Source organism: Paenibacillus gorillae (assembly GCF_000513275.1).
In the GTDB taxonomy this organism is placed as follows: Bacteria; Bacillota; Bacilli; order Paenibacillales; family Paenibacillaceae; genus Pristimantibacillus; species Pristimantibacillus gorillae.
Genome location: NZ_CBVJ010000030.1, coordinates 47,534 through 72,001, shown reverse-complemented (window position 1 = coordinate 72,001; position 24,468 = coordinate 47,534). Strand labels below are relative to the sequence as shown.

At 41.2% G+C, this 24,468-nt stretch carries 26 protein-coding genes; 2 read left to right on the top strand and 24 right to left on the bottom strand.

All coding sequences use genetic code 11. The features are described 5' to 3' along the window. Positions 1 to 187: 187 nt before the first annotated feature. The 4 genes from TY10_RS05900 to TY10_RS05885 form a co-directional block, all read right to left on the bottom strand. Positions 188 to 949: a WecB/TagA/CpsF family glycosyltransferase gene (locus TY10_RS05900; protein ID WP_042161543.1), complete on the bottom strand. Its 762-nt coding sequence runs from the start codon at positions 947 to 949 to the stop codon at positions 188 to 190. A gap of 393 nt (positions 950 to 1,342) precedes the next feature. Further along, positions 1,343 to 1,978: a class I SAM-dependent methyltransferase gene (locus tag TY10_RS05895; protein ID WP_042161541.1), complete on the bottom strand. Its 636-nt coding sequence runs from the start codon at positions 1,976 to 1,978 to the stop codon at positions 1,343 to 1,345. Between the two features lie 365 nt (positions 1,979 to 2,343). Then, positions 2,344 to 3,213 (bottom strand): oxidoreductase, encoded by an 870-nt coding sequence (locus TY10_RS05890; protein ID WP_042161539.1) that lies wholly within the window; start codon positions 3,211 to 3,213, stop codon positions 2,344 to 2,346. A gap of 79 nt (positions 3,214 to 3,292) precedes the next feature. Next, positions 3,293 to 3,679 (bottom strand): MerR family transcriptional regulator, encoded by a 387-nt coding sequence (locus TY10_RS05885; protein WP_042161537.1) that lies wholly within the window; start codon positions 3,677 to 3,679, stop codon positions 3,293 to 3,295. Positions 3,680 to 3,904: 225 nt separating this feature from the next. On the opposite strand from TY10_RS05885, the gene TY10_RS05880 reads away from it, so the two are divergent. After that, positions 3,905 to 4,693, top strand: a complete 789-nt coding sequence (locus TY10_RS05880) for an alpha/beta fold hydrolase (RefSeq protein ID WP_042161535.1) — start codon at positions 3,905 to 3,907, stop codon at positions 4,691 to 4,693. Between the two features lie 285 nt (positions 4,694 to 4,978). Here the strand turns inward: TY10_RS05880 and TY10_RS05875 are convergent, their stop codons facing one another. The 12 genes from TY10_RS05875 to TY10_RS05825 all read right to left on the bottom strand — a co-directional run bounded on the left by TY10_RS05875 (position 4,979) and on the right by TY10_RS05825 (position 14,746). Further along, positions 4,979 to 5,593, bottom strand: a complete 615-nt coding sequence (locus tag TY10_RS05875) for a nitroreductase family protein (protein ID WP_042161532.1) — start codon at positions 5,591 to 5,593, stop codon at positions 4,979 to 4,981. Positions 5,594 to 6,406: 813 nt separating this feature from the next. After that, a complete protein-coding gene (locus TY10_RS05870; RefSeq protein ID WP_052350388.1) occupies positions 6,407 to 7,192 on the bottom strand; it encodes an inositol monophosphatase family protein in 786 nt (261 codons plus the stop codon). Between the two features lie 31 nt (positions 7,193 to 7,223). Further along, complete coding sequence (locus TY10_RS32000; RefSeq protein ID WP_337588335.1) at positions 7,224 to 7,745, bottom strand: MFS transporter; 522 nt, start codon at positions 7,743 to 7,745, stop codon at positions 7,224 to 7,226. Beyond that, complete coding sequence (locus tag TY10_RS31995) at positions 7,727 to 8,371, bottom strand: MFS transporter (protein WP_155985718.1); 645 nt, start codon at positions 8,369 to 8,371, stop codon at positions 7,727 to 7,729. Before TY10_RS31995 ends, TY10_RS32000 begins: the two co-directional genes overlap by 19 nt. 445 nt (positions 8,372 to 8,816) lie before the next feature. Beyond that, positions 8,817 to 9,230, bottom strand: coding sequence for a phosphorylase family protein (locus TY10_RS31990; RefSeq protein WP_052350387.1), 414 nt, complete (start codon positions 9,228 to 9,230; stop codon positions 8,817 to 8,819). Then, the gene (locus TY10_RS31985; protein WP_052350386.1) at positions 9,211 to 9,627 is read right to left on the bottom strand and encodes a phosphorylase family protein; all 417 of its coding nucleotides are present in this window, start codon (positions 9,625 to 9,627) and stop codon (positions 9,211 to 9,213) included. Before TY10_RS31985 ends, TY10_RS31990 begins: the two co-directional genes overlap by 20 nt. A 127-nt stretch (positions 9,628 to 9,754) precedes the next feature. Further along, positions 9,755 to 10,459: a GntR family transcriptional regulator gene (locus TY10_RS05850; RefSeq protein ID WP_042161527.1), complete on the bottom strand. Its 705-nt coding sequence runs from the start codon at positions 10,457 to 10,459 to the stop codon at positions 9,755 to 9,757. Positions 10,460 to 10,769: 310 nt separating this feature from the next. Next, positions 10,770 to 11,561 (bottom strand): SDR family NAD(P)-dependent oxidoreductase, encoded by a 792-nt coding sequence (locus TY10_RS05845; RefSeq protein ID WP_042161524.1) that lies wholly within the window; start codon positions 11,559 to 11,561, stop codon positions 10,770 to 10,772. A 40-nt stretch (positions 11,562 to 11,601) separates the two neighbouring features. Then, positions 11,602 to 12,732 carry an oxidoreductase gene (locus tag TY10_RS05840; RefSeq protein ID WP_042161522.1) on the bottom strand — a complete coding sequence of 377 codons (1,131 nt, stop codon included), beginning with the start codon at positions 12,730 to 12,732 and terminating at the stop codon, positions 11,602 to 11,604. Between the two features lie 279 nt (positions 12,733 to 13,011). After that, positions 13,012 to 13,593, bottom strand: a complete 582-nt coding sequence (locus TY10_RS05835; RefSeq protein ID WP_042161520.1) for a TetR/AcrR family transcriptional regulator — start codon at positions 13,591 to 13,593, stop codon at positions 13,012 to 13,014. Between the two features lie 26 nt (positions 13,594 to 13,619). After that, a complete protein-coding gene (locus TY10_RS05830) occupies positions 13,620 to 13,928 on the bottom strand; it encodes a serine hydrolase (protein ID WP_042161518.1) in 309 nt (102 codons plus the stop codon). Between the two features lie 251 nt (positions 13,929 to 14,179). Next, a complete protein-coding gene (locus TY10_RS05825) occupies positions 14,180 to 14,746 on the bottom strand; it encodes a DinB family protein (RefSeq protein WP_042161517.1) in 567 nt (188 codons plus the stop codon). A gap of 319 nt (positions 14,747 to 15,065) precedes the next feature. Here TY10_RS05825 and TY10_RS05815 point away from each other — a divergent pair, with 319 nt between their 5' ends. Continuing rightward, positions 15,066 to 15,521: a hypothetical protein gene (locus TY10_RS05815; protein WP_042161513.1), complete on the top strand. Its 456-nt coding sequence runs from the start codon at positions 15,066 to 15,068 to the stop codon at positions 15,519 to 15,521. Positions 15,522 to 15,588: 67 nt separating this feature from the next. Here TY10_RS05815 and TY10_RS05810 read toward each other — a convergent pair whose 3' ends face one another. The 8 genes from TY10_RS05810 to TY10_RS05775 form a co-directional block, all read right to left on the bottom strand. Further along, the gene (locus TY10_RS05810) at positions 15,589 to 17,193 is read right to left on the bottom strand and encodes a SagB family peptide dehydrogenase (RefSeq protein WP_042161511.1); all 1,605 of its coding nucleotides are present in this window, start codon (positions 17,191 to 17,193) and stop codon (positions 15,589 to 15,591) included. A gap of 57 nt (positions 17,194 to 17,250) precedes the next feature. Next, complete coding sequence (locus TY10_RS05805) at positions 17,251 to 19,188, bottom strand: TOMM precursor leader peptide-binding protein (protein WP_042161509.1); 1,938 nt, start codon at positions 19,186 to 19,188, stop codon at positions 17,251 to 17,253. Further along, positions 19,185 to 21,134 (bottom strand): putative thiazole-containing bacteriocin maturation protein, encoded by a 1,950-nt coding sequence (locus TY10_RS05800; RefSeq protein WP_042161507.1) that lies wholly within the window; start codon positions 21,132 to 21,134, stop codon positions 19,185 to 19,187. Before TY10_RS05800 ends, TY10_RS05805 begins: the two co-directional genes overlap by 4 nt. A 162-nt stretch (positions 21,135 to 21,296) precedes the next feature. Continuing rightward, positions 21,297 to 21,506, bottom strand: coding sequence for a hypothetical protein (locus TY10_RS30265; RefSeq protein WP_420329382.1), 210 nt, complete (start codon positions 21,504 to 21,506; stop codon positions 21,297 to 21,299). A gap of 343 nt (positions 21,507 to 21,849) precedes the next feature. Continuing rightward, the gene (locus TY10_RS05790; protein WP_042161504.1) at positions 21,850 to 22,422 is read right to left on the bottom strand and encodes a DinB family protein; all 573 of its coding nucleotides are present in this window, start codon (positions 22,420 to 22,422) and stop codon (positions 21,850 to 21,852) included. 68 nt (positions 22,423 to 22,490) lie between these two features. Beyond that, entirely contained in the window at positions 22,491 to 23,438 is a 948-nt protein-coding gene (locus TY10_RS05785; protein WP_042161503.1) for a helix-turn-helix transcriptional regulator, read from the bottom strand. A 101-nt stretch (positions 23,439 to 23,539) separates the two neighbouring features. Continuing rightward, the gene (locus TY10_RS05780) at positions 23,540 to 23,968 is read right to left on the bottom strand and encodes an SRPBCC family protein (protein WP_042161502.1); all 429 of its coding nucleotides are present in this window, start codon (positions 23,966 to 23,968) and stop codon (positions 23,540 to 23,542) included. A gap of 52 nt (positions 23,969 to 24,020) precedes the next feature. Further along, positions 24,021 to 24,464, bottom strand: a complete 444-nt coding sequence (locus TY10_RS05775; RefSeq protein ID WP_042161501.1) for an NUDIX hydrolase — start codon at positions 24,462 to 24,464, stop codon at positions 24,021 to 24,023. Positions 24,465 to 24,468: the final 4 nt, after the last annotated feature.

Genomic DNA, 24,468 nt, shown 5'->3' with positions numbered 1-24,468 from the left:
AAAATAATGGTAAAAGCATACTTTTATAAAATTCTAGTTATCCGCTAATTTTCCTGTATTGCTATTAAACATTACCGCCCCCTTACTTAAACAATAAACCGGTAGCAGATTAGTGATCTGCTACCGGTTTATTGTTTTGAACTAATGTCTCCCGTTAGCCTAACTTCCTCAATTGAAATTCGATTAACTATTCAGCCTCATACTTCTTGATTATTGCCCGATAAAAAAACTTCGGTAGTGCCGATTGTCGGCGCCACCTTGATTTTTGCCCCTTTGCAACAGGAACAGTAAGTAACCTATGGAGCCATTCTAAATTCAACACCTTCCAAATTGGTGGTGTAGGCTTTACTTTTCCTGCAATTACATCAAGACTTCCCCCAACGCCAAAAACAATCTTTACACTATCAAGTTTTTTCTTGTTCTTATAAATCCACTTGTCAGTGTAAGGTGCACCCATTGCAATAATAAGTATATCGGGTTTGGATTGTTGAATTTCCTTGAGTACATATGTTTCTTTATCTTCTGAGAAGAAACCGTTATGCCGCCCTGCAATTACTACATTTGGGTAACGCTTGCGTATCTCTTCCATAGCCTCAAGACTCGTCTTTTCATCTGTACCAAGAAAATAGAAACTCCAACCTTGTTCATTCCCTTTTTCTAATAGCCGTAGAAGTAAATCATAACCAGTGACACGTTCTGATAAAGGTTCACCTTTTCTTCTTGAAGCTATCACAATCCCTATCCCATCCGGTGTTATCAAATCTGCCTCTTTCACAATAGTTTGAAGCATCTTATCCGTTTGGTGGGAAATTGTAATCTCAGGGTTCACTGTGATTAAATGATACAATTTTGGCCGTTCTTTCTCGATATGTTTAGCTAATTGATGTACCGTTTCATTAAGCGTTAGTTTTGAAAAAGGAACTCCCAATATATTTACTGAACCTTTCATATACTCACCTTTCCACATGCAGAATATAGAGCACTGATAAGGAGATTATCCGTTAGTAAATGGATAAAATCTGCTCATTTAATAACTTAACTGGTAATATCGAGTATATCTCAAATCCCACAAATTGTAACTTTCCTACCCGTTACTTTAATAAAAACTATCGCTGATTTTGTTATCAGCAGCTGTCCTTTGAAGGATCTTGTTGGGAATGTTATCAAGTTCTTGTCAATTCATTTTGACAAGAACTTGATAACATAAAACAAAAAACCGCAATTAATGCGGCTTACAATGTTACTATGTTCTTGTCATCCGACAATTCTTTTATGACTTTATTTTCTTTTACTTCAACCGCTCCATTTTGAACCTGCCGCGCAAACTAAATCACTCTGCAATTCAAGGCGTAAGACGCTCTTTTGCTTTCCTGAGTACAATTTTACGATACATCCCGCGCATCAGAAGTGGTCGCTCCTCGGTAATGTGCAAGCGCTCCTGATGTGGAAGAAAAAGAAGGTTAAAATCCCGGCCAATATCGGTTCCAAGTACTGATGCCAATGGACGGAGAGCTTTCATAATCAGAGATAAACGGCCATTAGCTGCGAATTTATCAAAAATAACAATTTTGCCATCCTCTCCTGTTACACGAATGATTTCTTGCATGCACCGTACCGGATCCGGTACTACCGATAAGATCAGGTTTGCAATGACCACATCGAAGGCTTCGTCCTCAAAATCAAGATTTTGCGCGTCCATCTCTAAAAATGTGATCCTCTCGCCTTGCATGACTTTGGAACGGGCTTCAGCCAGCATTTCCGGAGAAAGGTCAGTGGCAGTGATCGATAGACCATAACCTGAGATTAGTGGTAAATCCGCACCCGTTCCGGCTCCAACCAGCAATACACGCTGATCTGGTCTTAAATCAAGTCCGGATAATACGGTTACCCGCGCCTGGGCAAAAGCACCTGAATTGAAAAACCGATCATATAAAGGAACCCAAAGCTTATAGATAATTCTGTTCCAGCGGTTGTTCATAAAGTCACCGAATGAATTTTTATTTCACATGTAGTACCGCAAATAACTGCCAGCCCCAGCGTTCGCCTGCCCTTTTCAGAATGGATTTTCAAACGTAGTCCCCCCTAAATATTATATGAATGTTTGCTCATGTTTTCATTATAATCGTTTAGAAAATCAGTGTGCAACAATATTAGTCAACTATTTCAGTTTCGGAAAAAACCGCCTATGTTATTGTCTAGTAGATCGTGTATATTACTAATAAAGCAAAAAGCCGCATATCGCGGCTTTAACTTTTATAAGGTTCTTTCTCGAGTAAGTTTTAAAGGCAACCGGCCACTTGGCCGGTGCACTTGATCGACACGCATAGCCTTTTAATCGATGACTTATTCTGGGAAAGATGAAGGAATTGGCTCATCAAAGTCAGCAGATATCGTCACATCTGTCCACTTTTCAATGCTGCTGAATTGCGCTCCCAATTTATCCTTCGCATCTTGGAGCGCTTTACGCCCCAAAATCAGATGAAGAGGTGGCTTTTCCATCTCAGCAATTTGGACAATAATATTTGCTGCACGTTCCGGGTCCCCAGGTTCTACACCATTTAAATCAGATAGAAAATTTCGTATGCCTCCTGCCGTGTCGTCATAAGTTTCCGTATTTTGTGTCGCTGCTTTATCTAGTGTGGTAGCACCAAATTTTGTGCGGAAAGCGCCTGGCTCAATCAGTGTCAGTTTTATCCCTAATGGAGCAAGCTCTTGTGCCAAACCTATTGAGAGTCCTTCAACAGCAAATTTACTTGCAGAGTAAACCGAAAGGCCAGGGAACGCTGTAAGACCTAAAATAGAAGAAATATTGATGATATGGCCTGAGCGTTGGTCTCGAAGTATTGGAAGGACGGCTCGTGTTACATTCATCAATCCAAAGACATTCGTTTCAAATTGATGGCGAATTTGCTCATCTGCTAGCTCCTCGAACGCTCCCAATAAACCATATCCCGCATTATTCACAAGAATATCAATCTGCCCAAATTGTTCAAGCGCTTTTTGAACCGCTTGTTTGGCATCCTCTTCTCTTTGAACATCTAAATTAAGGGTCAAAACACGTTCAGGTGCTTGTTGTTGTAAAGCTTCGATATCCTTTATATTACGAGCGGTCGCCACCAAATAGTCACCATGAGCGATAACTTGCTGAGCGAGAGCGCGTCCAAATCCCGTGGAAGTACCTGTAATAAACCATACACGTTTCAAATGATTCATGAATTAACACTCCTTAAGCTTATAATTTTTGTGACAGGAGTATCATAAATCTTAAAGTAAACTTTAAGTCAAGGTTTTTTCACAGTTTTTTATTTTGTTTCTTTTGGTCTGCTTCTAGTATGTCATACAAAGCTAATTTGTAATTCACTTTATCTAGATGCTTATTCAGTTGCATGATTTCATTCTGGATCCTTAATTTATGGTTTAATACCACTTGTTTACGCTCTTGTATGGTTTTTTCCCCATCATTAAAAGAATCCACATAATGCTTGATTTCTGCCATAGGCATGCCTGAGGAACGTAATGCAACAATACAATCCATCCATTCAAAATTTTCATCATCGTATATCCGATTTCCATTACCATCACGCTTTACAAAAGGTAATATACCTTCCTTTTCATAATAGCGTAATGTTGGCGCTGAAAGCCCTGTTTTTAAGGAAAATTCTTTAATACTGTAATTCATAGTTTCAGCCCCTTAAGCAAAAAGTAATTAAAGTCCACTTTAAGGGGATCTTACTCCACCTTTATAATCTTATCAAGTAATTTTACGAGTTGAAGCTGCAGCTTTTGTTTTTCTGCCCCTTCGCCCTTTAATTTCATCATGAGTAATATTTCTTGTTCAGATCACTTTTGGGCGCTTGTCGCATAGTCTATCCAGAATGGATTTTGATTCGCGGAGGCAACGACAGTGGGATATTACGTAACGGTAGAGCCAGGTGTAAATCTCTACGTAGAGGACATCAACCCTGGAGGAAGCAAGACGATCGTATTTCTTCATGGCTGGCCGCTCAGCCATGACCAGTTCGAGTATCAGTTCAATGTACTGCCGAACGCAGGGTTTCGCTGCATCGGTATCGACTGGCGCGGCTTCGGTAAGTCAGATCGTCCCTATGACGGTTACACTTTAGAACGGCTTGCAGATGATATCCGCGCAGTCGTTGACGCGCTGCAGTTGAAAGATTTCGTACTCGTCGGACATTCAACTGGCGGCGCAATAGCTATCAAATACGTGGTACGTTACAAGGGCGGAAACGTATCCAAGCTCATGCTAATAGACGCGGCAGCGCCAAGGGGCTTCACCAAGGAGACTGCAACGCAGCTGCTAGAACAAACTTTGAATGACCGGCCAAATATGATGCGCGGCGTAACTGACATTTTCTTCTTTCAGTACATCACCAAACCTCTCTCGGACTGGTTCAATCAGATGGGCATGCAAGCTGCCGGCTGGTCAACGGCCTCGATCATCATCATGCTGCGCGATTTCGATCTGAATGCCGACTTGCCAAGCATCCAAGTGCCGACACTGATCGTGCATGGCATTCACGACAAGGTTATTCCATTCAGCCAGGCAGAAGAGATGCATCGGAAAATCCCCCATTCACGGCTCGTGCCGTTTATGTATAGCGGCCACGGTTCGTTCTACGAGGAGCGCGACAAGTTAAACGAGTTACTTCGGGAATTCACAGTAATGAACTAATTGAAGAAAACGGCAGCCTTATTGCTATATATACAATCGTCTCATCCCATCCTAAATCGCCTCCGATAATAAGTAGTAAAAAAGGCAGCTGATCCTCCGATCGGCTGCCTTTACGTTGTTTTCAACTATCGTTTCCCGGTAGTGTAATTTACTTGTTTGATATCACACCTCCACAATCGTCGGCATTCTCTCTCTTTGCAAACAATCGAGACACCCATTAGTATTTTTCCCTATAAAAAAACCGAGACCTCCTAATAGGAGGTCTCGTGCTTTACTTGGTATAACTTATTTAAAGACTTTTATACGCGCATCTACTGGCTGGAATTCCTTCACGCTAGGATCAGCTACTGGCTTACCAAATGGCATTTGCGCAACTAGCTGCCAGGATGCTGGCAAGTTCCATTCTTTTGTAACTTCTGCATCAATTAACGGATTATAGTGTTGTAGAGATGCGCCTAGTCCTTCTTGCTCAAGTGCAGTCCAAATCACTAGCTGAAGCATACCGTTGGACTGGTTGGACCAGATTGGAAAGTTGTCTTTATATGAGCTAAATTGCTCTTGAAGACCTTTAATAACATCTTGATCCTCAAAAAACAATACAGTACCATAACCAGCCGACAAAGTATTCATGCGGCTTTGTGTAGCTTCAAACTGATCGGCAGGCACAATTGCGCGGAGCGTTTCAGTTACAATATTCCAAAGCTTATCTTGCTGCTCGCCAAATAATACAACAACACGTGCGGTTTGGGAGTTAAATGAAGAGGGCGTATGTTTTACAGCATATGCAATAACCTCTTCAATACGCTCCTCGGATACGATACGCTCCTTACTGATGCCATAAATAGATCTTCTTGCTGCAATTGCCGACAAAAAGTCTTGCTTGGATTGAACTTCACTCATGATGTAACTCCCTCTCTGTTATGATTTAGCTTAAGTTGTCCAATTCTGATTGCAATATCACATTTTTGAAAAAAGTGAAAGTTGCTTTCCATATGTGAACAACAAATATTGATGTAAGTAACTTACTTTACGTTATTATTGTAGAACATTTTTCAGGACACGTCAACGAGAAATTATATAGACATGATGTTATAGTAAACTCCTATGCTCATTAGGCTATCAGAAACAATTTTCATTTGTTCTAGTATTCTTATTAACGATGTGACGATATGAGATTTTATTTAGGTTCAGTGTTACTCTTCACATCTACACCTCTATTACGATTTCATTAGCTGGAGAGAATGCCGACGCGGCCATATCCCTGGTCACCACATCCTTCAACCTAGCGATTTCGCGGGCGGCGCAATCGGTGCGTTTCTCGTCGAAGGCACCGGAGCATGGCCCCTCCCTTTAGCGATGATCATTCTGGCGTTTATAACACTAATCACCGTTGGCTTCGGCCGGCGCGCGGCGTTCCGGTCAGATTGCTAATTGGCACAAAAGGAGACATGCCTGAGTATGAAAGATGAGAATTCAATTAGCGGGGATATCTTCTTCTAAATCTATTGGTAGACAGAGTTGATCCATAGTATATTGAATCTACAAAGAAACCGTTCCTTTTGTAAATGATTGGGTGGTGCCGCCATTTTACCAAGAAACGGTTTATTTTTTTCTGCAAAATAAAATAGAGGTGTCCCTAAGTCATCTAGAATGACTTTCAGGACACCCCATCAAAACAATTTCTTATTTATAGAAGAAATCTAATGAAAACAATCATTTAGAATCCATTAGTAATTGTAGTTCTTTATGAACCCTTCCATTTGATGCAAGCACACTTCCTTTATCGACAATATTCATTTCATTTCCTTGAAGATCTGTCATCTTCCCGCCAGCTTCTTCAATTAATATTTTTCCTGCTGCAATGTCCCAAGGTTGTAGTACACGCTCAAACATGCCATCCATTCGACCAGCTGCAATATATGCCAGGTCCATAGCGGCAGATCCGCTGCGTCTGATGTCCTGACATGAAAGAAAAACTTTCTTAGATACGTTGAAGACCCAATCTGCATATTCATGATAATAAGGACTTGTCCCTATGGCAACTAGACTTCCTTTCAAACGATCAACATTACTGACATGAATCTTCCTGCCGTTAAGAAATGCTCCTTTTCCTTTTGCAGCTGAGAAGAGTTCATCAGTATAAGGCTGATAAATAACTCCCGCTAGAACTTCTCTGTTTTTTACTAAAGCTAGAGAAATTACACTCATTCTTGTATCGTGGATTAAATTCGCAGTTCCATCAACGGGATCTAAAATCCAAACTGTTCCATCAAAGTCTAATTCAGAATTGTCTTTCTCTTCCCCCATAAACTGTATCAAAGGAAAACGCTCTGATAACTGTTCACATATAACAGTCTGTACCTGAAGATCTACTTCTGTAACGTAATCCACATCACCCTTTTGACGGATTGCAGATGCTTCTACTCCATTCTGCAACAATTTTCCTGCATCTCGGGTTATTTTCTCCATCTCTATCCATACTGTCTCTAAGTTTTTCATTTATAGCACTCCTATTAATATAATAATTTATTTATTCTGCTTCTAATTTCACCTGTTTACGAGTTGACACATAATAAACGATTGTTCCAATTAATGCGGTTATTGCGAAAAACAAAAACGCATTGGTATATACCCCCAGCTTCTCGTTGACATTAAAAATATGAATAGTCTTAGAAATATTGGAATTCAGCAAAATTCCGGATAACGAAATGCCTAGAGCGTTTGAAAGATAACAAGTAAAATTAAACAAACCTATTCCCGTTCCCATTTCATTCTGGTTTAGCGTCGAAATCGCACCCGTAAACAATGGTCCATACGCAAAAGCATAGCCAACAGTGATAAGCGTTAAAGCAGCAATAACATAGCTGACACTTTCAGCTGAACAAAAGCCGGCAATCATTAAACCAACTATTATAGTTGCAGCTGATATCAATAACGTCCTTTTAATGCCTAATTTATTCACGATAATTCCTGAAATTACTGCAAGTATTCCCGCAGTCGTATATGGAACAATATATATTAAGGATGACTGTTCTAAAGAATACCCGTATATATCTTCCAGTAAAATGGCGGTAAAAATACAATTGCCGTCTGGGCCAAAAACAAAAAGATGAGTGCAAGAAGAATACTAATAAATCTCTTGTTTTTGAAAAAAAGTGGTGGTATAAACGGTTGTTTGGCTCTTTTTATATGAATAGCAAATAGTATAACTAACGTAATAATCCCAATAAGCAAATAGAGATTTGGACTGGAAAAAATAAAATTAACACATACAAACAACGCTGCCAAAATGGTGAATCCCAAATAGTCCATTTTAGTTTTTTTATTCGAATGATCAGGTAAAAACCTATAAATAAAAGGCAATCCTAGTATAGAAATTAACGGAATGTAGAAGATGAATTTCCAACCTACATGTGTTGACAGAAAACCGCCTACAGATGTTCCTAAAACAGTTGCCAATGCAAAACTAGCACAACTAAAACCTAACCAGATTATTTGTTCTCTTGTAGGCAGATATTTTGCTACCAAGACTAGAGACAATGCATAAGCTACAGCTTCTCCAAACGACTGAACAAATCTGGATCCAACTATCACATAATAAGAATCCGGAATTAGCAGTGATGAAATAGATGGTAGACATGTCAATAATACGCCAATAATCAGTAATTTTTTGCTCATTAAAAAAGTCCGTGAAACTAGAAAAAAGCAAGAATCCAACTGCTACACCCATGCCTCCTATAGATGCAACCCAGCTACCTACACCGGTAGAAAGGTTATAAGTGTCTATTAAAGCAGGTGTTATCAATGTAAATGCATTGTCAGTAAGTTGGAAAATTAAAGTATATAAAAATACGATTCCAATGACGATTCTTAATCTCATCAATCCATTTTTATCGATATCCATTTGATGTTCCTTTCTATCTATTCAAAGATTGTTTATTATTAATAAGGTATGCATGCAAAACAACATTTGCAATATTTCAATATTTACGATAAATTTGAATGTGGTTAACGAAAAAGCTCTCCTGTTTTGATAAATTCTGTGGCCGGCAAGCATACATGAATTTATGATTTCAGGGGTCTTTTTTTATTGAAGTTTTGAGTATTTTTCATAATTCTCCTATTATTTCTGATGTACTGTGCCTTCTAAAGAATGTTTACACCAGCAATCTTCATCTACATCTGTAAGTTCAATTGCATTCATTAAGATTTGCTGCACATCGTCAAACATCTTTTCCATAGTATCCTCAACAACACCAGCGTTGACATGTCCTTCCTCTATCCCGGCTGCCATACTGGATACAATGCCAATCGATGCATAACAAATTTCAGCTTCTCTAGCTAAGACTTGTTCTGGGAAACTGGTATGTCCCGCAATATCTCCCCCAAGCATTCTTAACATCTTAACTTCTGCTCTTGTTTCATAACGCGGTCCTTCCATACAGCAGTACGTTGCACCATCTTTAACATCGATCCCCGCCATCTTTCCAGCTTCTATTAAAACCTTTGAGAGGCTATCACAATAAGGATCTGTCATGTCTACATGAGAAATAACTTCCCCCTCCTGTGTTCCGTCGAAAAGAAAAAAGGAACTCTTTCTGTTTTTTGTAAACTCCAAAAATTTGACGCAGAACTACAAATGTCCCTGGTCTATAATCCGGATTTACTGATCCTACACAAGCAGTTGAATAAATTTGTTTCACTCCCAGCATTGAAAGCGCTTTAATATTTGCTCGATAATTAATGCACCCTGGTGCAATTGAATGTTTTTCTCCATGTCTAGTTATAAAAGCAATTTTCTTACCATTCCATGTTCCAATTTTAACTGGAATTGAGCCAAATTCTGTTTCCACTAAGACTTGTTTAATCTCTTTAAATCCTGGCAGCCGGTAAACTCCAGTCCCTCCAATAATGGCGATTTTTACATTTTCCATCTTTTTTACCTCCGAAATTTTTAAATTTGATAATTAAAAAGTTCACGCGCCTATCTTACTTTCATTCATTTTCACCCCCTTCATAAGCCTGATAATAAGCTGTAATGGTAACTAACCAACTCTGAATTTAATTTAATCGAACCCGGTGAATTGGAAATGAAAACATTTCAGTAAAATATTCTTCGACACAATAGATCGCTTCTTGGTTCTGATTTTTAAAAACGGAATCCATAAATAAAAGCGGCGCATTTGTTGGAAGTTTCAGAAGAGATGCCATATGCTTTGAAGCATACACTGGACTAATTTTTCCTTCTGAACTTTGTATATAAATCCCGCGTTGCTCCAGCATTTTAAAATTCGATCCATAGAATGCTTCTTCTTTAACTCCCGTCAAAATATGTGCAGGATAAATAATTCTTTCAAAAACCACGGGAATGTTATCTGCTAAAATTATTCTTTCAACGGAATAAACAGGATCGAATTCACTCATATTGAGAAGCTCACAAACTTTAGCACTTGGTTTTTCAATCTTAAGTGAAACATGCTCTACACTTACTTTATAACCACTTTGACTAATCAAATTAGTTATACTTACTAAATCATTAATTCCATATTGAATGGTTGCATTTCCTACAAATGTACCTATTCCTCTTTTTCTTATGACCTTTCCTGAAAAAGCCATCTCCTGCAAGGCTTGCCTGATTGTTGCTCTACTCACTTGAAAAATATTTGACAGCTCCGTTTCTGAGGGCAGCTGCGATCCACCTGGCCATGTGCCATCTTCTATCTCCTGAGTTATTTTCTGAATAATGATGTTGGTCTTAGTATTCATATTCTAACTTCACCCTCCTAACGTGTATGGCTTACTCTTGTGTGACTAATCCACTTGCTTTTGTGTAAATTATAATTATTTGTATGACTTGTTTTTATAATTGTCTTACTTATGAATTTACTTGTCAGACAAGTGAATGATATCAATACCATAGTAAATTGTCAAGTTCTTCGAAAGTTTCGGAGTTATCGTCAGATCGACAATATTATTGTGTCACAATCAAGAAAATCAGCGTTGCCGCATATATGGCAACGCTGATTTCTTGAACGAATATTGTGCTCAATTGGGCAGGGACGATCACCTCTGTGATTTAGAAGATGTTTTTTATTCCGCCACCATCTGCTCTTAAAGCTGCTCCATTTATTGCTGATGAACGCCAACTGCTTAAGAAAGCAATAAATTCAGCAATTTCTTGTGTTTCAATCGGACGTTCAAGTAATGACGAATGTCCATTATCAGCCATAAACTTTTTCCCTGCATCCGCAATACTAATCTCGTTTCCATAAACAGAACGTATCATATTCTCGACTAATTCTGTCATCATAAGTCCGGGAAGTACGGTATTAACAGTTACGTTTGTTCCTCGTGTCAATTCGGCTAAATTCCTTGAAATACTGAGTTGCATTGTCTTCGTGGCACTGTAATGAGGCATTTCAATAGATGGTAAAAGTGCTGCTCCACTTCCTATAAAGATAATTCTTCCTGAATTTTGTTCAAGCATCTTCTTTAGATAATGGCGAGACAAACGTATTCCGCTCATTATATTTACATTGAAAAACCGGTACCAATCTTCATCTTGAATCTCTAATAGTGGCTTTGCCTCAAATATCCCCATATTGTTGATTAAAATATCTATTTTAGGAACTGTTAATCTAATTACCTTACATCCTTCTTCGCTTCCTAAGTCAGCAACTGCGGGCCGTATATCTCCTTTCGGAAATTCTTTTTGTATGTCCTGAATGGCGGAGTTCACTCTGTCACCATCACGGCCATTTATATAAACTATTGCGCCCTCTCGAACCAGAATTTTCGCAATCATTTTGCCTAATCCCAGAGTAGAGCCTGTTATAAGAACGGTTTTACCAGACAACCCCAGATCCAATTTTTACAACTCCCTTCATTTATTATCTTCATTATAAAATTCACTCTGGTTTGATTTGCGGCAATTCCGAGGCATTTAACATTTCATAATCTTTAATAGTTGGTCCATCAGCCAACATTTCTCCCGTAAATGGATTTAACGGGCTTCCTTCTCGAACCTTGATCGGCCAATCATGGTTGGCCAGTGCCGTTCTTGCAATAGAAATCATGTCTCCGCCTTCTTGAAGCACCTGCTCTGCATCTTCTTTCGTTACGATACTTCCGTTAACAATGACAGGAATTTTTCCGTATGCTTTAGCCAATGCGGCAAGTGTCGGGCCTCCGATTTCACCAAAAGCGGGATCCTTGGCGACATAGTCGGTCACGTGTATATAATCAGCACCGGCATTCGCAATGCTTTCAAAAATGATTTTCGCATCGGCTTCACGATTTGGCCATTTGAATCCGAAGTTATTCATTTTATATTGTGATATTTCCACCCCTACAACGAAGCCTTCCTCTGTGCTCTTTTTGACCGCCTGCACGGTTTCGACGATAAATCTTAGACGATTCTCTAATGATCCTCCATATTGGTCTTTACGGCTATTGGTGTATTCAGTTAGAAACTGGTCGTGCAGAAATCCTTTCCCGACATGGATTTCAATGCCATCTGCTCCGGCTTTCTGAGCATTTGAGGCAGCTTTAGCAAAGTCGCTGACAAGCTCCTGAATTTCCTTCGTCGTAAGTTCGGTTGCTGCCGGGTACTCTCCACCTTGTCCGTAAGCCAAAACTCGTTCTCCCTCTGGTTTGTAAGACGATGGAGCCACAGTTACGTCTTGGTCGCGGTACCACTGTGATAACGCTCCTGCATGAGCCAACTGAACAATGATATGTGCTCCCTTTGCATGTACAGCGTCAATCAGTCGTTTCCAGCCTTGTATATGGGATTCATTCGTCATGCCGGGCATATTTATGGATCCCTTGCTCAGTTTGTCATCCATATAAACCGATTCAGTTATAAGCATGGCAAAATCTCCAGCCGCGAAGCTCGCATAATAACGCGCCATTCTCTCTGTAGGTCGTCCATCCGAATCTGCTGAAGCACGTGTCATCGGGGCAAGAACGACTCGGTTTCTTAACTTTAAATGCCCCAATTTATAGTCAGATAGTACAGTTAGATTCTTTAATGTCATTGTTTTATATTCTCCTTTTGTTTTGACTAAGATGTCCCATCGTATAGTTAGGCACCGTTAAATTCTCTAAATGTCAGTTGGTTTTATTTATTACCTTTTTGACTCACGGGTCAAAAAAGGGGCAAAAAAAAGCAGTTGGATCACTCAAGCTGCTTAAATGCATCGTAGACTCTGCAGCCGTGTATTTCATCGTAAATTATCCGATTGATTGACTTCTTCAATCACCCCCCAGTTTTTCTCTTTATTTGACTCACGGGTCAAAAATGAAACGAAAAAAAATTATAGTTGGATCAAACCAAATGAGGTTCGTAAGATCGTATCTATCTGTTTCTTATCCGCCCCTGATTTTTCTGCGACTCGAATGCCTTGCAGTGTGTTGCTTAAATGCATCGCGAGCTCTGCAGCTGTGTATTTCGTCGTGAATTGTCCGATCGATTGACCCTCTTCAATTACCTCCTCCAATGCGTGTCGGACATCCAAATTCATGCCTTCAACCTGCTTCGTTACTTCATCATCGCTTACTCCAAATTCCAAGGAGGTGTTTACCATAAGACAGCCCTTTCGATTCTCATCATTATCATGACAAAGCGATACGTGTAGAATCGCGTCCATTTTGTCTGCTGGCGTCTGTCCTCGCGATAAGATTTCTTGCAGATGTTGAAGATTTTGCATGCGATAAAGAGCTAATGTTTCGAGAAAGAGTGAACGTTTGTCGCCAAAGACTCCATAAAAGCTTTGTTTTTTTACGTGGGTCTTATTCGTGAGATCTTCGAACGACGTAGATTTAAATCCTTTGGACCAGAATACTTCCATAACTTGAAGAAGTACCTGCTCCGCATCAAATTCTCTTGGTCTTGTCATAGGAGTACCTTACAACTTTTTGACTACTAAGTCAAATATAATTTGGACAGCAGGTAAATCCCAATAGCTGCCGTCGTATTTTGCACGTACTTACCAACAGTGTCATCCGAGGAAACCAGTTTTCCCTTTTCCATTTCCAATAAAAGTATTGATGTAAAAACCTTGGTTATGGAGCAGATTTTAAACAACATATTTTCAGGCGGGATCATACTTTTCTTTTTATTATTACTAAACGAAAAGTATTCAGTATCTCCCTCCCTAATAAGCCCGATAGCAAGCTGTAAATGCTTCTTATCTTTCGTGTAATCTGAAACAAAACTTTGTAAATCCTCCATAGTAATAGTTACCCCTTTAATTTTATGTTTCATTCATTACTCGAAAGTTGGAACAACGTTAATCAACCTATTTTGGAAATACAAATTATGTATTCTTTACTAACTCTAGATTTTCCTGCCTCGTTGGCTTGATAGGTTAATTTAATAAGTTTCTAAACACTATTTTGCTATATAAAAATCTAGATTATAACTTTGTACAAATCAAAAACCATCATTCATTTGAATGATGGCGTTACGACTGTAACCCGGCGTCAATACTGATCGCCCCTACTTGTAGAAACCATGTTACCTCGGTTATTATCAGACAGGTTAATCCTTTTAATAATCCATCTGATTTGTCCGCGATGATTTATTTCATCTTCAAAAACGTGAAACCATCGAAAGTAATTATTTGAGGGCTGTTGATTAAAAGGACGTTGAATATTTAACCAATCATCATCCTTTGCTCTTAATGCTGAGATTGTGTCCGAGCGTACTTTATTGAGTAAATCTATATAGTACTCTAAATTTTTTCCATGTATTAGCTCTCTAGCTGTGTTTCCAAGCTTGATACCTGGGTCCCAGAATTCATACTCAGAAGGTGTTAAATGCCTTTCTTCTGTTGTCCAAACTCTATATGCAAACTCTACAGAAGCAATATGAAACAATAATGCGCCAATCGTATTACTTTCCGAATCATGTAAGTAATCTAATTGCTCACTATCTAGGCCAGAAACACTTTCGATTGTAGTATGTCTCACATAATTCATCATTGAGACTAATCTACTGACGTGAGGCGTGAACCCATCAACATCTGAAATTAGATAGGATTTTTCCATGCAGTTGCAGTTTCTCCCTCCCTTTTTTTCCTATCATAATTATTTCACCACATATTGGAAGTATCCTGCCTTATTTTCTTTGATTTATCCTGCAGAGCATTAATTGCTTTCACACCTAATTCAAAGGCTCTACTGTTACGCTCATTATAATTTTTTTGAAGCGCACATTGTAATAACCTCCCCGTTTGCTTCAAACAGGAGTCTTTCTCTTCGTTAAGTCCTATGCGTAAATGCTTAAGGTTATAGCCCATTTTACAGGGATAGGTGCCCTTTTTTCGTTCAAAGCATATTGTAGTGTATAATTAAAAGGAGGCGCACCATGATAAGCAATCAGCCTTATATGCAACAATCTGCTGTTCAGCCCGAGTATTACCAACAAATGAAAACAAGTCCGAACCAGGCACATTGGGGACCTCAAATGATACAATCAAGCCCGAATCAGACCAATTGGGGACCTCAAGCCACTCATGAACAGCCTGTTCTTCCTTCCCATAACGTTGATTTTAGTCAGATGCATCAATTTCCTCACATGTTCGACTACCACTACATGCATCACTATCATCCCATGATGGATGACTATCATCCCATGATGCATGAAATGTGGGATGACCACATGCTCCACGATTATCATCACGATGGATGGGAGATCGAAACATTAGATTACCATCATACTTGGATTTATCCTACAATGCATGTGCATCATCACCTGCATTACCCTGTCACATGCCAAGAAATCGATGAGTTCCAGAAGAAGGCAGCAGCTCACCAGCCTTAAGACTGCAAATTATAAAAGGCAGATTGAATGGTAATGACATTCAGTCTGCCTCTTATTTCAAAAGCAATTATTGTGATAAACTACCCTCAAGCCGTGAACGACTCCGACATGGGCCGACCGGGATTTGAATCAAACTCGTTTGTCCGAGCGGAGTTAATCCATAACGTTCATTCACGGAACTAACGTCAAATCCTAGCAGCGGACGTCCTCCCATTCCTGATGCACTAGCAGCGATCAGTAAGCGCTGAACCAACATTCCCGCTTCCATTTGTTGAATGCGATAGCCGCGATAACCAAGCTCGGCGTGAAGATGTCCCTGATCACCCGCCACATGAATTATCAGCGGCACCTGGAATAAGTTCACGTTATCCAACGACATCCCATTCTGAAGCCATGGCCGTTGATCACCGGCTCTAATAAGCTGCAACGTATGCGCTATTTCATCATACAGATAGGCACCATCACGAATGCCTTCAACGCCATAAAAGCAGCCAATTAATTTTGCTCGAGACATTGGACTCTCGGTCGATCCATCCAGATCGTTTCGATAGCGGCAGGATATCATAACCTCTTGCAATAGTGCCGCTAAATCCGACTGACTCACTGATCCTAATACAAATTCAATTTCTGGCGAGTAACGCTGCCTGCACGCCTGTGCTAAATCATATGTCAATCGATTCACTTGAGGCAACACATGAACATCGGTTTGAGGGACTGCCCCTTGCTCCCTTCCAAGCTGTTTAAATGAAAAAGTGGAATTCATTATGGATGCTTCATTTATCTGGGTTAGCATTGGATAGTCCAATACTTTTCCTGAACGCATATAGTGATCATGCTTAATATTTGGAAGCTCACTACATAACTCTGCTGACGAAATCGGAGTTTTATTGTTTGTGTCTTGGTAGAACCATTCAATGCTTGAATCTGCTGCAAGCGGAATTACAGCATATACACTTTCCTCCGCTTCAGGAAATCCAAGCAAATGGTTGAGGGCACGGTCAAGAAACTGAAAGTACACCCCCGTTTCAAAGTCAAAGCGCTTCGCAACCTCACACAACTGGCCCAATAACAAACCTGCATCCAGCCCCTGTAAACGATACGAAAAATTATTGTATTTAAAAAAGTTTTTCCAAAATACAGTCGAGACAAAAGCAACTGCGAAACAGCTAGTTATATCGCAGCGATTGCCTAAGGCCTTGCTCACATAGGAATCAAATTGGCCTTCACGCAATAAAATCAAACGATGATGAGCCGCATCATAATGATATATACCATAGGGAACTTCCTCCAGCTTCAAATACAAATACATTTCGCTCGGATAAAGCCCTCCGCCTGAAGGAACAAATCGTCTGCAAAGATGCAATGGACTTTCCCATTTGTCCCCCGTATATTGCTCAATAACAGAATGACTAAGCTGTGCCAGACCGAAGGTGTGCCAAAGAAAATACCCGATATCCCGAAGGGTTGGTTTCTCTCGCTCTTGTTCTTGCCCGTTCCCTTGCCCTTGCTTATCCGTTAGTTCTAGCGGAACATCGGAAGCGAGAGGAAATACAGGCAAATGACGATATAGCTTATACGGCAGCGGCGCGTTCTCCCAATCCACCTCCACATCTTGCGGTTTCGTTTTGTCCGGCTCGTATTGCAAGTGGTACAAAAATTCCTTCAAGCTCATTTCTCCTCCTCCTAAGTCCCAATACTAGGAAAATTAACGTATATGAGAAGAAACTGCTTATGGAAACGGATGCGGATGGCTATTAAGTTCTTCTTGCTTTAGCTGCTCCTTCACATAGCCCAGTTCTGCCGGTATTCGCAGCACCCGCTCTAGGCCAGTCAAGCGGACAAGGTGTTGGCCGAACGTCATGGGAAGCATGCCGGGAATGAGCACCTTCACACAATGAAGACCATTTCTTAGCGTCTCTGGCGTTGACTGATTAACAACAATGACTTCCAGATCAAGATTGCTGAACGTATTGATCAACATATTCAGGTCATCGGTTAAATCGGCATGCTGCGCCCGTGGTTTAAAAGCTTCCTTAAACGAAAGGGCCGGACGATCATAATCGAGCAGGAAATTCAGACGTTCTTCAGATTCCTTCAAGGCGTACAACATGGAGTGGTCCTCCATTTGCCGAACGAGAAAAGGATCATCCAGCATTTGCAGATATTCCCCGCGATTCGCCTCTAACTTTTCGTTAAACGCAAGCAGCATACCCGCTATCTCATGTATTGCACCTTTTGCAGCCCTTATGGGATCAAGATGCGCTCCTGCGGCGCAAATCATATTTATGCCTTGATTTGTTCTGTTTTTGGCAAGCGCCCATACACTGGGAATGCCATGCTCCGTCGTCGAATCGAACAAATGCACATCATAGCCGACGACATCGCGCAGTCGCTCGACCATTAAATTCATTTCAAGATCACCGGAGGAATAAGGATCTAAAGGAACGAGCGGCAACTTCGCATACCAAGTCATTAGAAAAGAATCCCGTTCTACAACCTCCAATATGCCGTAAAATATAGCTTCCTCCAAGCTTCCTCCTAAAGCGCAGCCATTTGAGGTTTCATAGACAAAGCCGTGACCGCAGCCGGAGCTGTAATAAGCGAGCAGCTCTGGCACAAGAATCGGCTTCTCCTGCATGAACGAATACCCCCAGACCCAATCCATTTTCCTGCTTGGATCAAAGGGTTGGAACGGAAAATCGGGTCGCTCATACTGCGCATTATCATGTGTTCCTACTCGAGAGGGGTCCAGTGCAGTCTCTGTTAAATGATCGAAACTGTCATGAACCGCTGTCTTTTTCCCTCGCGGCGATATGCCGCAATAACGTTCCAGTCCTTCCAATATCGCTGTCATTTCACTGGCTGCAAAAGAATGCGTACGTCCTGCGCAGCCTTCATCCCTTGAGAACATCGGTAAAATGATGCTGGCGTCGGCAAATGGTGATATAAGATCAATCATTTTTCCGTTCAAGAGTCCGCTGCGATTGTCCAGATAATCCTTGGAAAGAACCGCCTTCAACTCAACCATTGAACGAGTGCGGTAGCTGTTTTCACTGATTTTCGGGCTGGACTGCAGCTTTATTCGCGCAGCTATGGCCGTGTCATCCGGTATTTCACTGCATACGGTACACTGCGGATCTGGTAAAAAGAAATGAACCGAGCTATTGAGTGTTTGCAGGTGAATGAGCTTAATATGATTTTCAAGCTGAGCCGTATGACGGATAAGAATGTTATGGACTTCTGCTGCAATATGATGAGCCATATGCAAGAGTCCGCTTCGAGAAGACCAGCTATCAGGGAAAACTTCTCCATGCATGAACTGCTGCAGCTCCCACATATCCTTCCGATCATTTCCAGCCATTAATAGCCGCAAATCAGCGCATTGTGAACAGCCCGCCTGCCCATGAACGACAAGCGGACCAATAACGCCTTCACCAAATGCTACAAACCCGCGCAGCCACGGAATACCTGATTTCTTGAAAACGTCCTCTGCGATAAGATGAGAGGCTGCATCGTTGCCATCGCTAAGCACGAGCGCAAGTTCAGTCGTTTCTGGTAACTCGGAAGCCAGTTCATTTACCCTCACAAGCTGATAACTTGCAGATAATATATCGTTTACATAGTCCGCAAGCTGACCTGCGCCAACAATCGCCACAATAGTGCTCATTCTTCAACCACCTCTCGAAGCGAGACGCCGTACACGCCTGCCAGTCCCTCTCTCAAAAAAGCCTCTGGTGTTAAGTCAAATACGAGCAAACGCTTGTGAATTCGATTCAATTGCTGCACAGCCATCTGCAAAACCTCTCGATGCTCGAATGGATCACAAGCGGGTATCGAAATAGAGTCCGTAATAGATTCTTTTACATGTACTGCAATATGATGCGCTTTTACTGCCATTAGATTAGTTTTATTCTGAGCATCAAATAAGGCACTCATTAATACGCTCCGAAGAGCCCGCGTTACATTAAGATCAGCGGCTTCATACCATCGGTCATTTGCATGTAACCATACAATAGGAAAGCCTAATACGTCCTCACCCCGTCCAAACGATGGTGCGCCTTGCATCGTGGTTAGGGCATTAATATAATAACGGCATCGTTCATCGTCTACATGACTCAGCTTCACCAGCGAGATCGACGGTGTTTGAGCTTCATACAACTTTATCCGTGCATTCATTAAATATTGTTGCAAAGCGCGGCAAACGCCCTCCTCAATCGTCTCACCAGCACCTGCATGAGCAATCTCATCGAATCTTGAAACGTCTGAAATTCCGCTTTCTTCAAACACCTGCTTGATTTGAAAATTCGCAATACGCGACACGTAAGCTTCGATTCCCTTAAGACCCGCTTCTCTTCGTGCCTCTTCATGCTTATAACCATTACATATAATTTCAGGAAGCAGATGCGCAGGGCCAACTGATAGCGGATCAACAGGCTGAACACAGCACTGCGAAAGCGGAAGCTGTCCTAGCTCCCCTTCTTCCCAAATATGGAAGATGCCTGTCTCCGTTGATGTTAGCTGACTGAAGAAAGACAGCAATTCACTTGAAACTCGTTTCTCTGCATCCGTTCCCGCTTGCAGCCGAGTATCCTCAATCCTCTCGATGAATCGTTGACCATTAACTAATGGATGGGGAAGAAACGAATGCCAATTTCCTTCTAACGTCTCTAAATTCAGCAGAAACAGCTTATTATTTTTCTCCGTTTTCGTTACTTCTGCTGCTGTTTTCAACCATTCGAAGACGATTATATTAGAGAGCAGCGCTTCCACAACGGATGAAGCCGTATAAACCTCCGTATCCTTATAAATCGCAGAATGATGAACTCTGCGCCATGCTGATTCCAGATCACCTTCCGAATTAGAATAGGACAATGGAACCGCTAGACCCGCTTGCTCAAAAATAACAGCCAGCAGCAGAACCTTGTTTTTTTGCCGGCAAATTTCATTAAGTAATCTTAGCTCCTGTTCTCTGTCTTGATTAGAGACGAATAGTACAGCTTCATAAGGCTCTACAATAGAAGGCCAATCTATTCCTGCATTATTCGACAAGCTGATCTCGTCTACCTTGACCTCTGAATCAAATTTACGATAATGCTGCTCCAGCTCCAAAATCCGTGTTCGATTCTCCGGTTCCGTATTCAAGCTTAGAAAGTGGAATTGCGGCAAGCCAGACTCTAATAAGGATTTGACAAGTGAAACTAAAAAAGTGCCAGTTCCAACAACTAGCACGCTGGACTGACGATACAATTGAAATCGGTATGCACCTGACCCGTCAAAGCTGTCCAAAAACTCAATTTGAGCATCATATTTCTTAACGATGCTTTCCTGCAGCTGATGCGGACGATCTTGACTTACATCTTGGACATAACCGTTTGCATGCAATATTTTAGCAATCTCATAAAGATGATCACGGTATTGTTCCGGCAATCCATCCGTTAAATCATACATCGTATGTTCACCATTAAATACAGGTATCAACTTCTCAATCCATTGAGCGATTGTGCTGCCTTCCATCCGGAATGAACCGATATTGTTGCGGAAATAGACACTTCCGTCCGAGCTGGGAAGAAAAAAAGTATCGCCTCTCACTTTAAGGCGTGTAGTAGGATCCAAATTTTATTCCTCCTTATTATTGAAATCAAACGTTCGTAATATGGCTTCCTATATAAAGGTATGTAAGGCTACTTGTCCGTCATACCCGCACATGAATAGAAAGACACCCCTGCAGTTTTGCAGAGGTGTCCTGAACCTTTGTTTACATTCAATAGGTAACTTTTAACGACAACGGGCACAGCCGCCGCAGCGTGCACATCCTCCGCAACGTGCGCAGCCGCCAAAGCCTCCACATCTGGCACAACCACCACAACCACCACAGCCGCCACAACCTCCGCATGAACAAAATCCGACACAAAAGCCGATACAGAAGCCAATACATAGACGAGCATTCTTAGGATCCACTTGACCTTGACCCGCATTCGGCGTCATGCCGCTCGTTTTAAACGCATCCATATTCAAATTTTGAAGATCGTTCTTAAATTCATTCATCTTCAGTAAGCCTCCGTTATATGTTCATGTGATGATTATCAGCACCGATAAAATAGGAACTACAAATGAGAACATCCCAAACTGGTCATATGCTGATAATCATTCATGACATATACGTATGAAAAAACGCTCCGCTAGTGTTACTAGTCCATTTACCTACACTTGCTTAATTATAAAATTGACACTAGAAACTGGAACTGAATTAGTATGACCATATAAAAAATACAAAGCCGCAGTTTATGCGGCTATCATTGTATATGGGTTTAGGTTGTTTTGGAATTTGTCATGAATTTTGAGACATGGTATTGGAACTACCCAGCCCATTTTCTAAAAAACTTTTCAAACGTTCAAGTTGCAATAAATGATGCCTATAATGCATTTCTACCAGCAAAAACCACTCTGTAGCGTTTAACGCGCCGAGCCCTGGATGAAGGATTTTATTATCTTCCACTGTCTGACCCAAAGCGATTTCAGTACGTTTCATTCGTTCTACTACGCTACGAAGTCCTTCGATCAGTTGCTCCTTACTCTCCGGCTGCTGCGGTGTGTACTGTGGTGAAGCCGGGACCCGTATCCGTATGGGTGGAATACTTCCAAGTTCAAACGCGGCCCTGCCATTTTCCGTTTTTTCACCCGTGCTGCTGAGCTCTGCTTCGCTCCCCGCCAAACACTGATCAACATTACGCAGCTGCAATAATTGAGCCGACTGTATTAAATGCATATACATTTGCCCAATCGACCATTCCTCCTCGTTTGGCTTCGCATGTAGTTGCTCCATATCGAGGTTTTCCAGTTCAACTAAATACCGGCCAACCGTCGCTTCAAACGATTGCAATGCTTCTGTTGTACTTCTCATATAAACAACACTCCTCATTCATCTCGGATATAATCCCAGTATAAAAAAACGCTACTGACAACAGCATGTCAGTAGCGTTTTAAAATTTTTTCGGCCTCTTCCCGAATCCGGCAACGTAAAGACTCCGGTTCCACCACCTCGACGTCTCCTCCCCAACTAAGGATCAGATGCAGCAACTCTTCTGGTGTTCGAACACGAAAGTGGATCCAAACATCATCTAATCGCTCCTCGAACGCTTCTATATAGAAATTACCGGTCTCAGCGATTTTATCGGCTATTTCTGGATTGGCCCGAATTAGCACGCGTTCGTTGCGGTCATCTGGCGGACGGTAATCGCTCAAGTTAAAGTCACTCGGCATAACAAAGTACTTATCCGACACGACTAATTCAGTCATTCTCGACAAGCGGAAATGCCTGATATCCTGCCGCAGGTCGCAGCGTCCGAGCAAAATCCAATTGCCCTGAACGAGCGCCAGTCCGTAAGGATCGACTTCACGCATACTCTTCCTATTGCCGTCCGATTCCGGTATTTTTTTCTGGTACGAAATCTTAATTTTTCGCCTCTCCAAAATCGCCATCCGCAATTGTCCGAGATATTCTTTTTCCTTCAAGCCAGTTAGCGGTTCACTAACATGAAGAAGCCTCATGGTTTCCCGCACCCGTGCCGACTCGTCACGAACTGGCTCCGGCAGAATAGCTTCAATCTTGCGTTTGGCGGCCTGAGCTCCGGTTCCGTAAATACCATCCAGCCTTTGTTCAATAAAGTCTGTCCCTATAAGCAAGGCCACAGTCTCTTCCACCGAGAAACTGACCGGAGGGAGGAAATAACCATCGATCAAGGAATATCCTTGACCAGGGGATCCCAATACGGGTACCCCCATCTCGCTCAGGGCTTGAATATCCCGATATATCGTCCGCACACTTGTCTCAAATATAGAAGCCATATCTTCCGCTCTTAATACCTTGCTTCGTTGTAGTTCAAGCATTATGGCAAGCTGCCGTTCCGTTTTATTCATTTTCTTTTCCCTCGCTGATCCATCATCCAGGTTCATTTCATTGATTACTTGATGATATCAGACTTCAAATCCCATTCAAACCTGCCTACTATCAAATGGTCCTAAAACTTCCGTTTATGATACGGCAGACCTTCGCCTTCTTCGCAATACTGTTTAAGACTGTACAAAAAAATGGCCCAATTATAATTACATAAGCGATAAAATGCGGTTACTTCCTGCCAATTCATCTGACGAAAAATGATTGAAGTCTTCCCGTTTTTCTCCTCCATATCGAAAGAAATTGTCGTACCTATCCACTCTGGATCTGAATCCACACACTGCCACAAAATCTTTTTATCGGTAACAAGCTCATCAACTCGCATCTTTGTTAAGCCTTTTCCGCCGAATCTGAACTCATTTACACAACCGATCTGATCATTGACTATTAGTTCATTTGTCCATATTTCTGAAAGTCCTTTTGCAGTGGTTAATGCTTCATATACCGTTGAAGCTGGAGCATTCACGGTCTGTAAGTGCTCGATATTTGCCATATTGCTCATTCCCCCTTTTTAAAGGATATAATGATTCAACTATCATTCTCCGTTAGCATAATGACAAGTTAACCTTATGCAGCAGGGCTCCCGCTTCTTGTATACTATCTTTTAACCAGATTGGGGACCTTGGATGATTAAGTATTTCATCCGTTGTCATCCAATATACAGCATCTACTTCATCTGGACTTTTAGCAAAGGGTTCCCCTTCATCAAATTCACATAGAAAAACAATATCAATAACTTCACTGCCATTTTCCAATGAAAAAGTGGTGCTTCTTACAAATTCCATCTTTTCTTTCACCTTTACGCCTACTTCTTCAAACAACTCTCTTTTTATAGTTCGTTCTAGTATATCCTTGGAATTACCTTCTTTCTCTACTGTACCTCCAACAAGAGAAAGAAGTCCTCCAGCGTGTTCCTCTTTCGTACTTCGTTCAATTATTAACCACTTATCTTCTCTGAAAACAGCTCCTTCTACATTTACATAGAACATACTT

Coding starts and splice junctions, on each gene's coding strand:
- TY10_RS05900 (WP_042161543.1), bottom strand. CDS start 949: ATGAAAGGTTCAGTAAATATATTGGGAGTTCCTTTTTCAAAACTAACG.
- TY10_RS05895 (WP_042161541.1), bottom strand. CDS start 1,978: ATGAACAACCGCTGGAACAGAATTATCTATAAGCTTTGGGTTCCTTTA.
- TY10_RS05890 (WP_042161539.1), bottom strand. CDS start 3,213: ATGAATCATTTGAAACGTGTATGGTTTATTACAGGTACTTCCACGGGA.
- TY10_RS05885 (WP_042161537.1), bottom strand. CDS start 3,679: ATGAATTACAGTATTAAAGAATTTTCCTTAAAAACAGGGCTTTCAGCG.
- TY10_RS05875 (WP_042161532.1), bottom strand. CDS start 5,593: ATGAGTGAAGTTCAATCCAAGCAAGACTTTTTGTCGGCAATTGCAGCA.
- TY10_RS05870 (WP_052350388.1), bottom strand. CDS start 7,192: ATGAAAAACTTAGAGACAGTATGGATAGAGATGGAGAAAATAACCCGA.
- TY10_RS31995 (WP_155985718.1), bottom strand. CDS start 8,371: ATGAGCAAAAAATTACTGATTATTGGCGTATTATTGACATGTCTACCA.
- TY10_RS31990 (WP_052350387.1), bottom strand. CDS start 9,230: ATGACAGATCCTTATTGTGATAGCCTCTCAAAGGTTTTAATAGAAGCT.
- TY10_RS31985 (WP_052350386.1), bottom strand. CDS start 9,627: ATGGAAAATGTAAAAATCGCCATTATTGGAGGGACTGGAGTTTACCGG.
- TY10_RS05850 (WP_042161527.1), bottom strand. CDS start 10,459: ATGAATACTAAGACCAACATCATTATTCAGAAAATAACTCAGGAGATA.
- TY10_RS05840 (WP_042161522.1), bottom strand. CDS start 12,732: ATGACATTAAAGAATCTAACTGTACTATCTGACTATAAATTGGGGCAT.
- TY10_RS05835 (WP_042161520.1), bottom strand. CDS start 13,593: ATGACAAGACCAAGAGAATTTGATGCGGAGCAGGTACTTCTTCAAGTT.
- TY10_RS05830 (WP_042161518.1), bottom strand. CDS start 13,928: ATGGAGGATTTACAAAGTTTTGTTTCAGATTACACGAAAGATAAGAAG.
- TY10_RS05825 (WP_042161517.1), bottom strand. CDS start 14,746: ATGGAAAAATCCTATCTAATTTCAGATGTTGATGGGTTCACGCCTCAC.
- TY10_RS05815 (WP_042161513.1), top strand. CDS start 15,066: ATGATAAGCAATCAGCCTTATATGCAACAATCTGCTGTTCAGCCCGAG.
- TY10_RS05810 (WP_042161511.1), bottom strand. CDS start 17,193: ATGAGCTTGAAGGAATTTTTGTACCACTTGCAATACGAGCCGGACAAA.
- TY10_RS05805 (WP_042161509.1), bottom strand. CDS start 19,188: ATGAGCACTATTGTGGCGATTGTTGGCGCAGGTCAGCTTGCGGACTAT.
- TY10_RS30265 (WP_420329382.1), bottom strand. CDS start 21,506: ATGACGCCGAATGCGGGTCAAGGTCAAGTGGATCCTAAGAATGCTCGT.
- TY10_RS05790 (WP_042161504.1), bottom strand. CDS start 22,422: ATGAGAAGTACAACAGAAGCATTGCAATCGTTTGAAGCGACGGTTGGC.
- TY10_RS05785 (WP_042161503.1), bottom strand. CDS start 23,438: ATGAATAAAACGGAACGGCAGCTTGCCATAATGCTTGAACTACAACGA.
- TY10_RS05780 (WP_042161502.1), bottom strand. CDS start 23,968: ATGGCAAATATCGAGCACTTACAGACCGTGAATGCTCCAGCTTCAACG.
- TY10_RS05775 (WP_042161501.1), bottom strand. CDS start 24,464: ATGTTCTATGTAAATGTAGAAGGAGCTGTTTTCAGAGAAGATAAGTGG.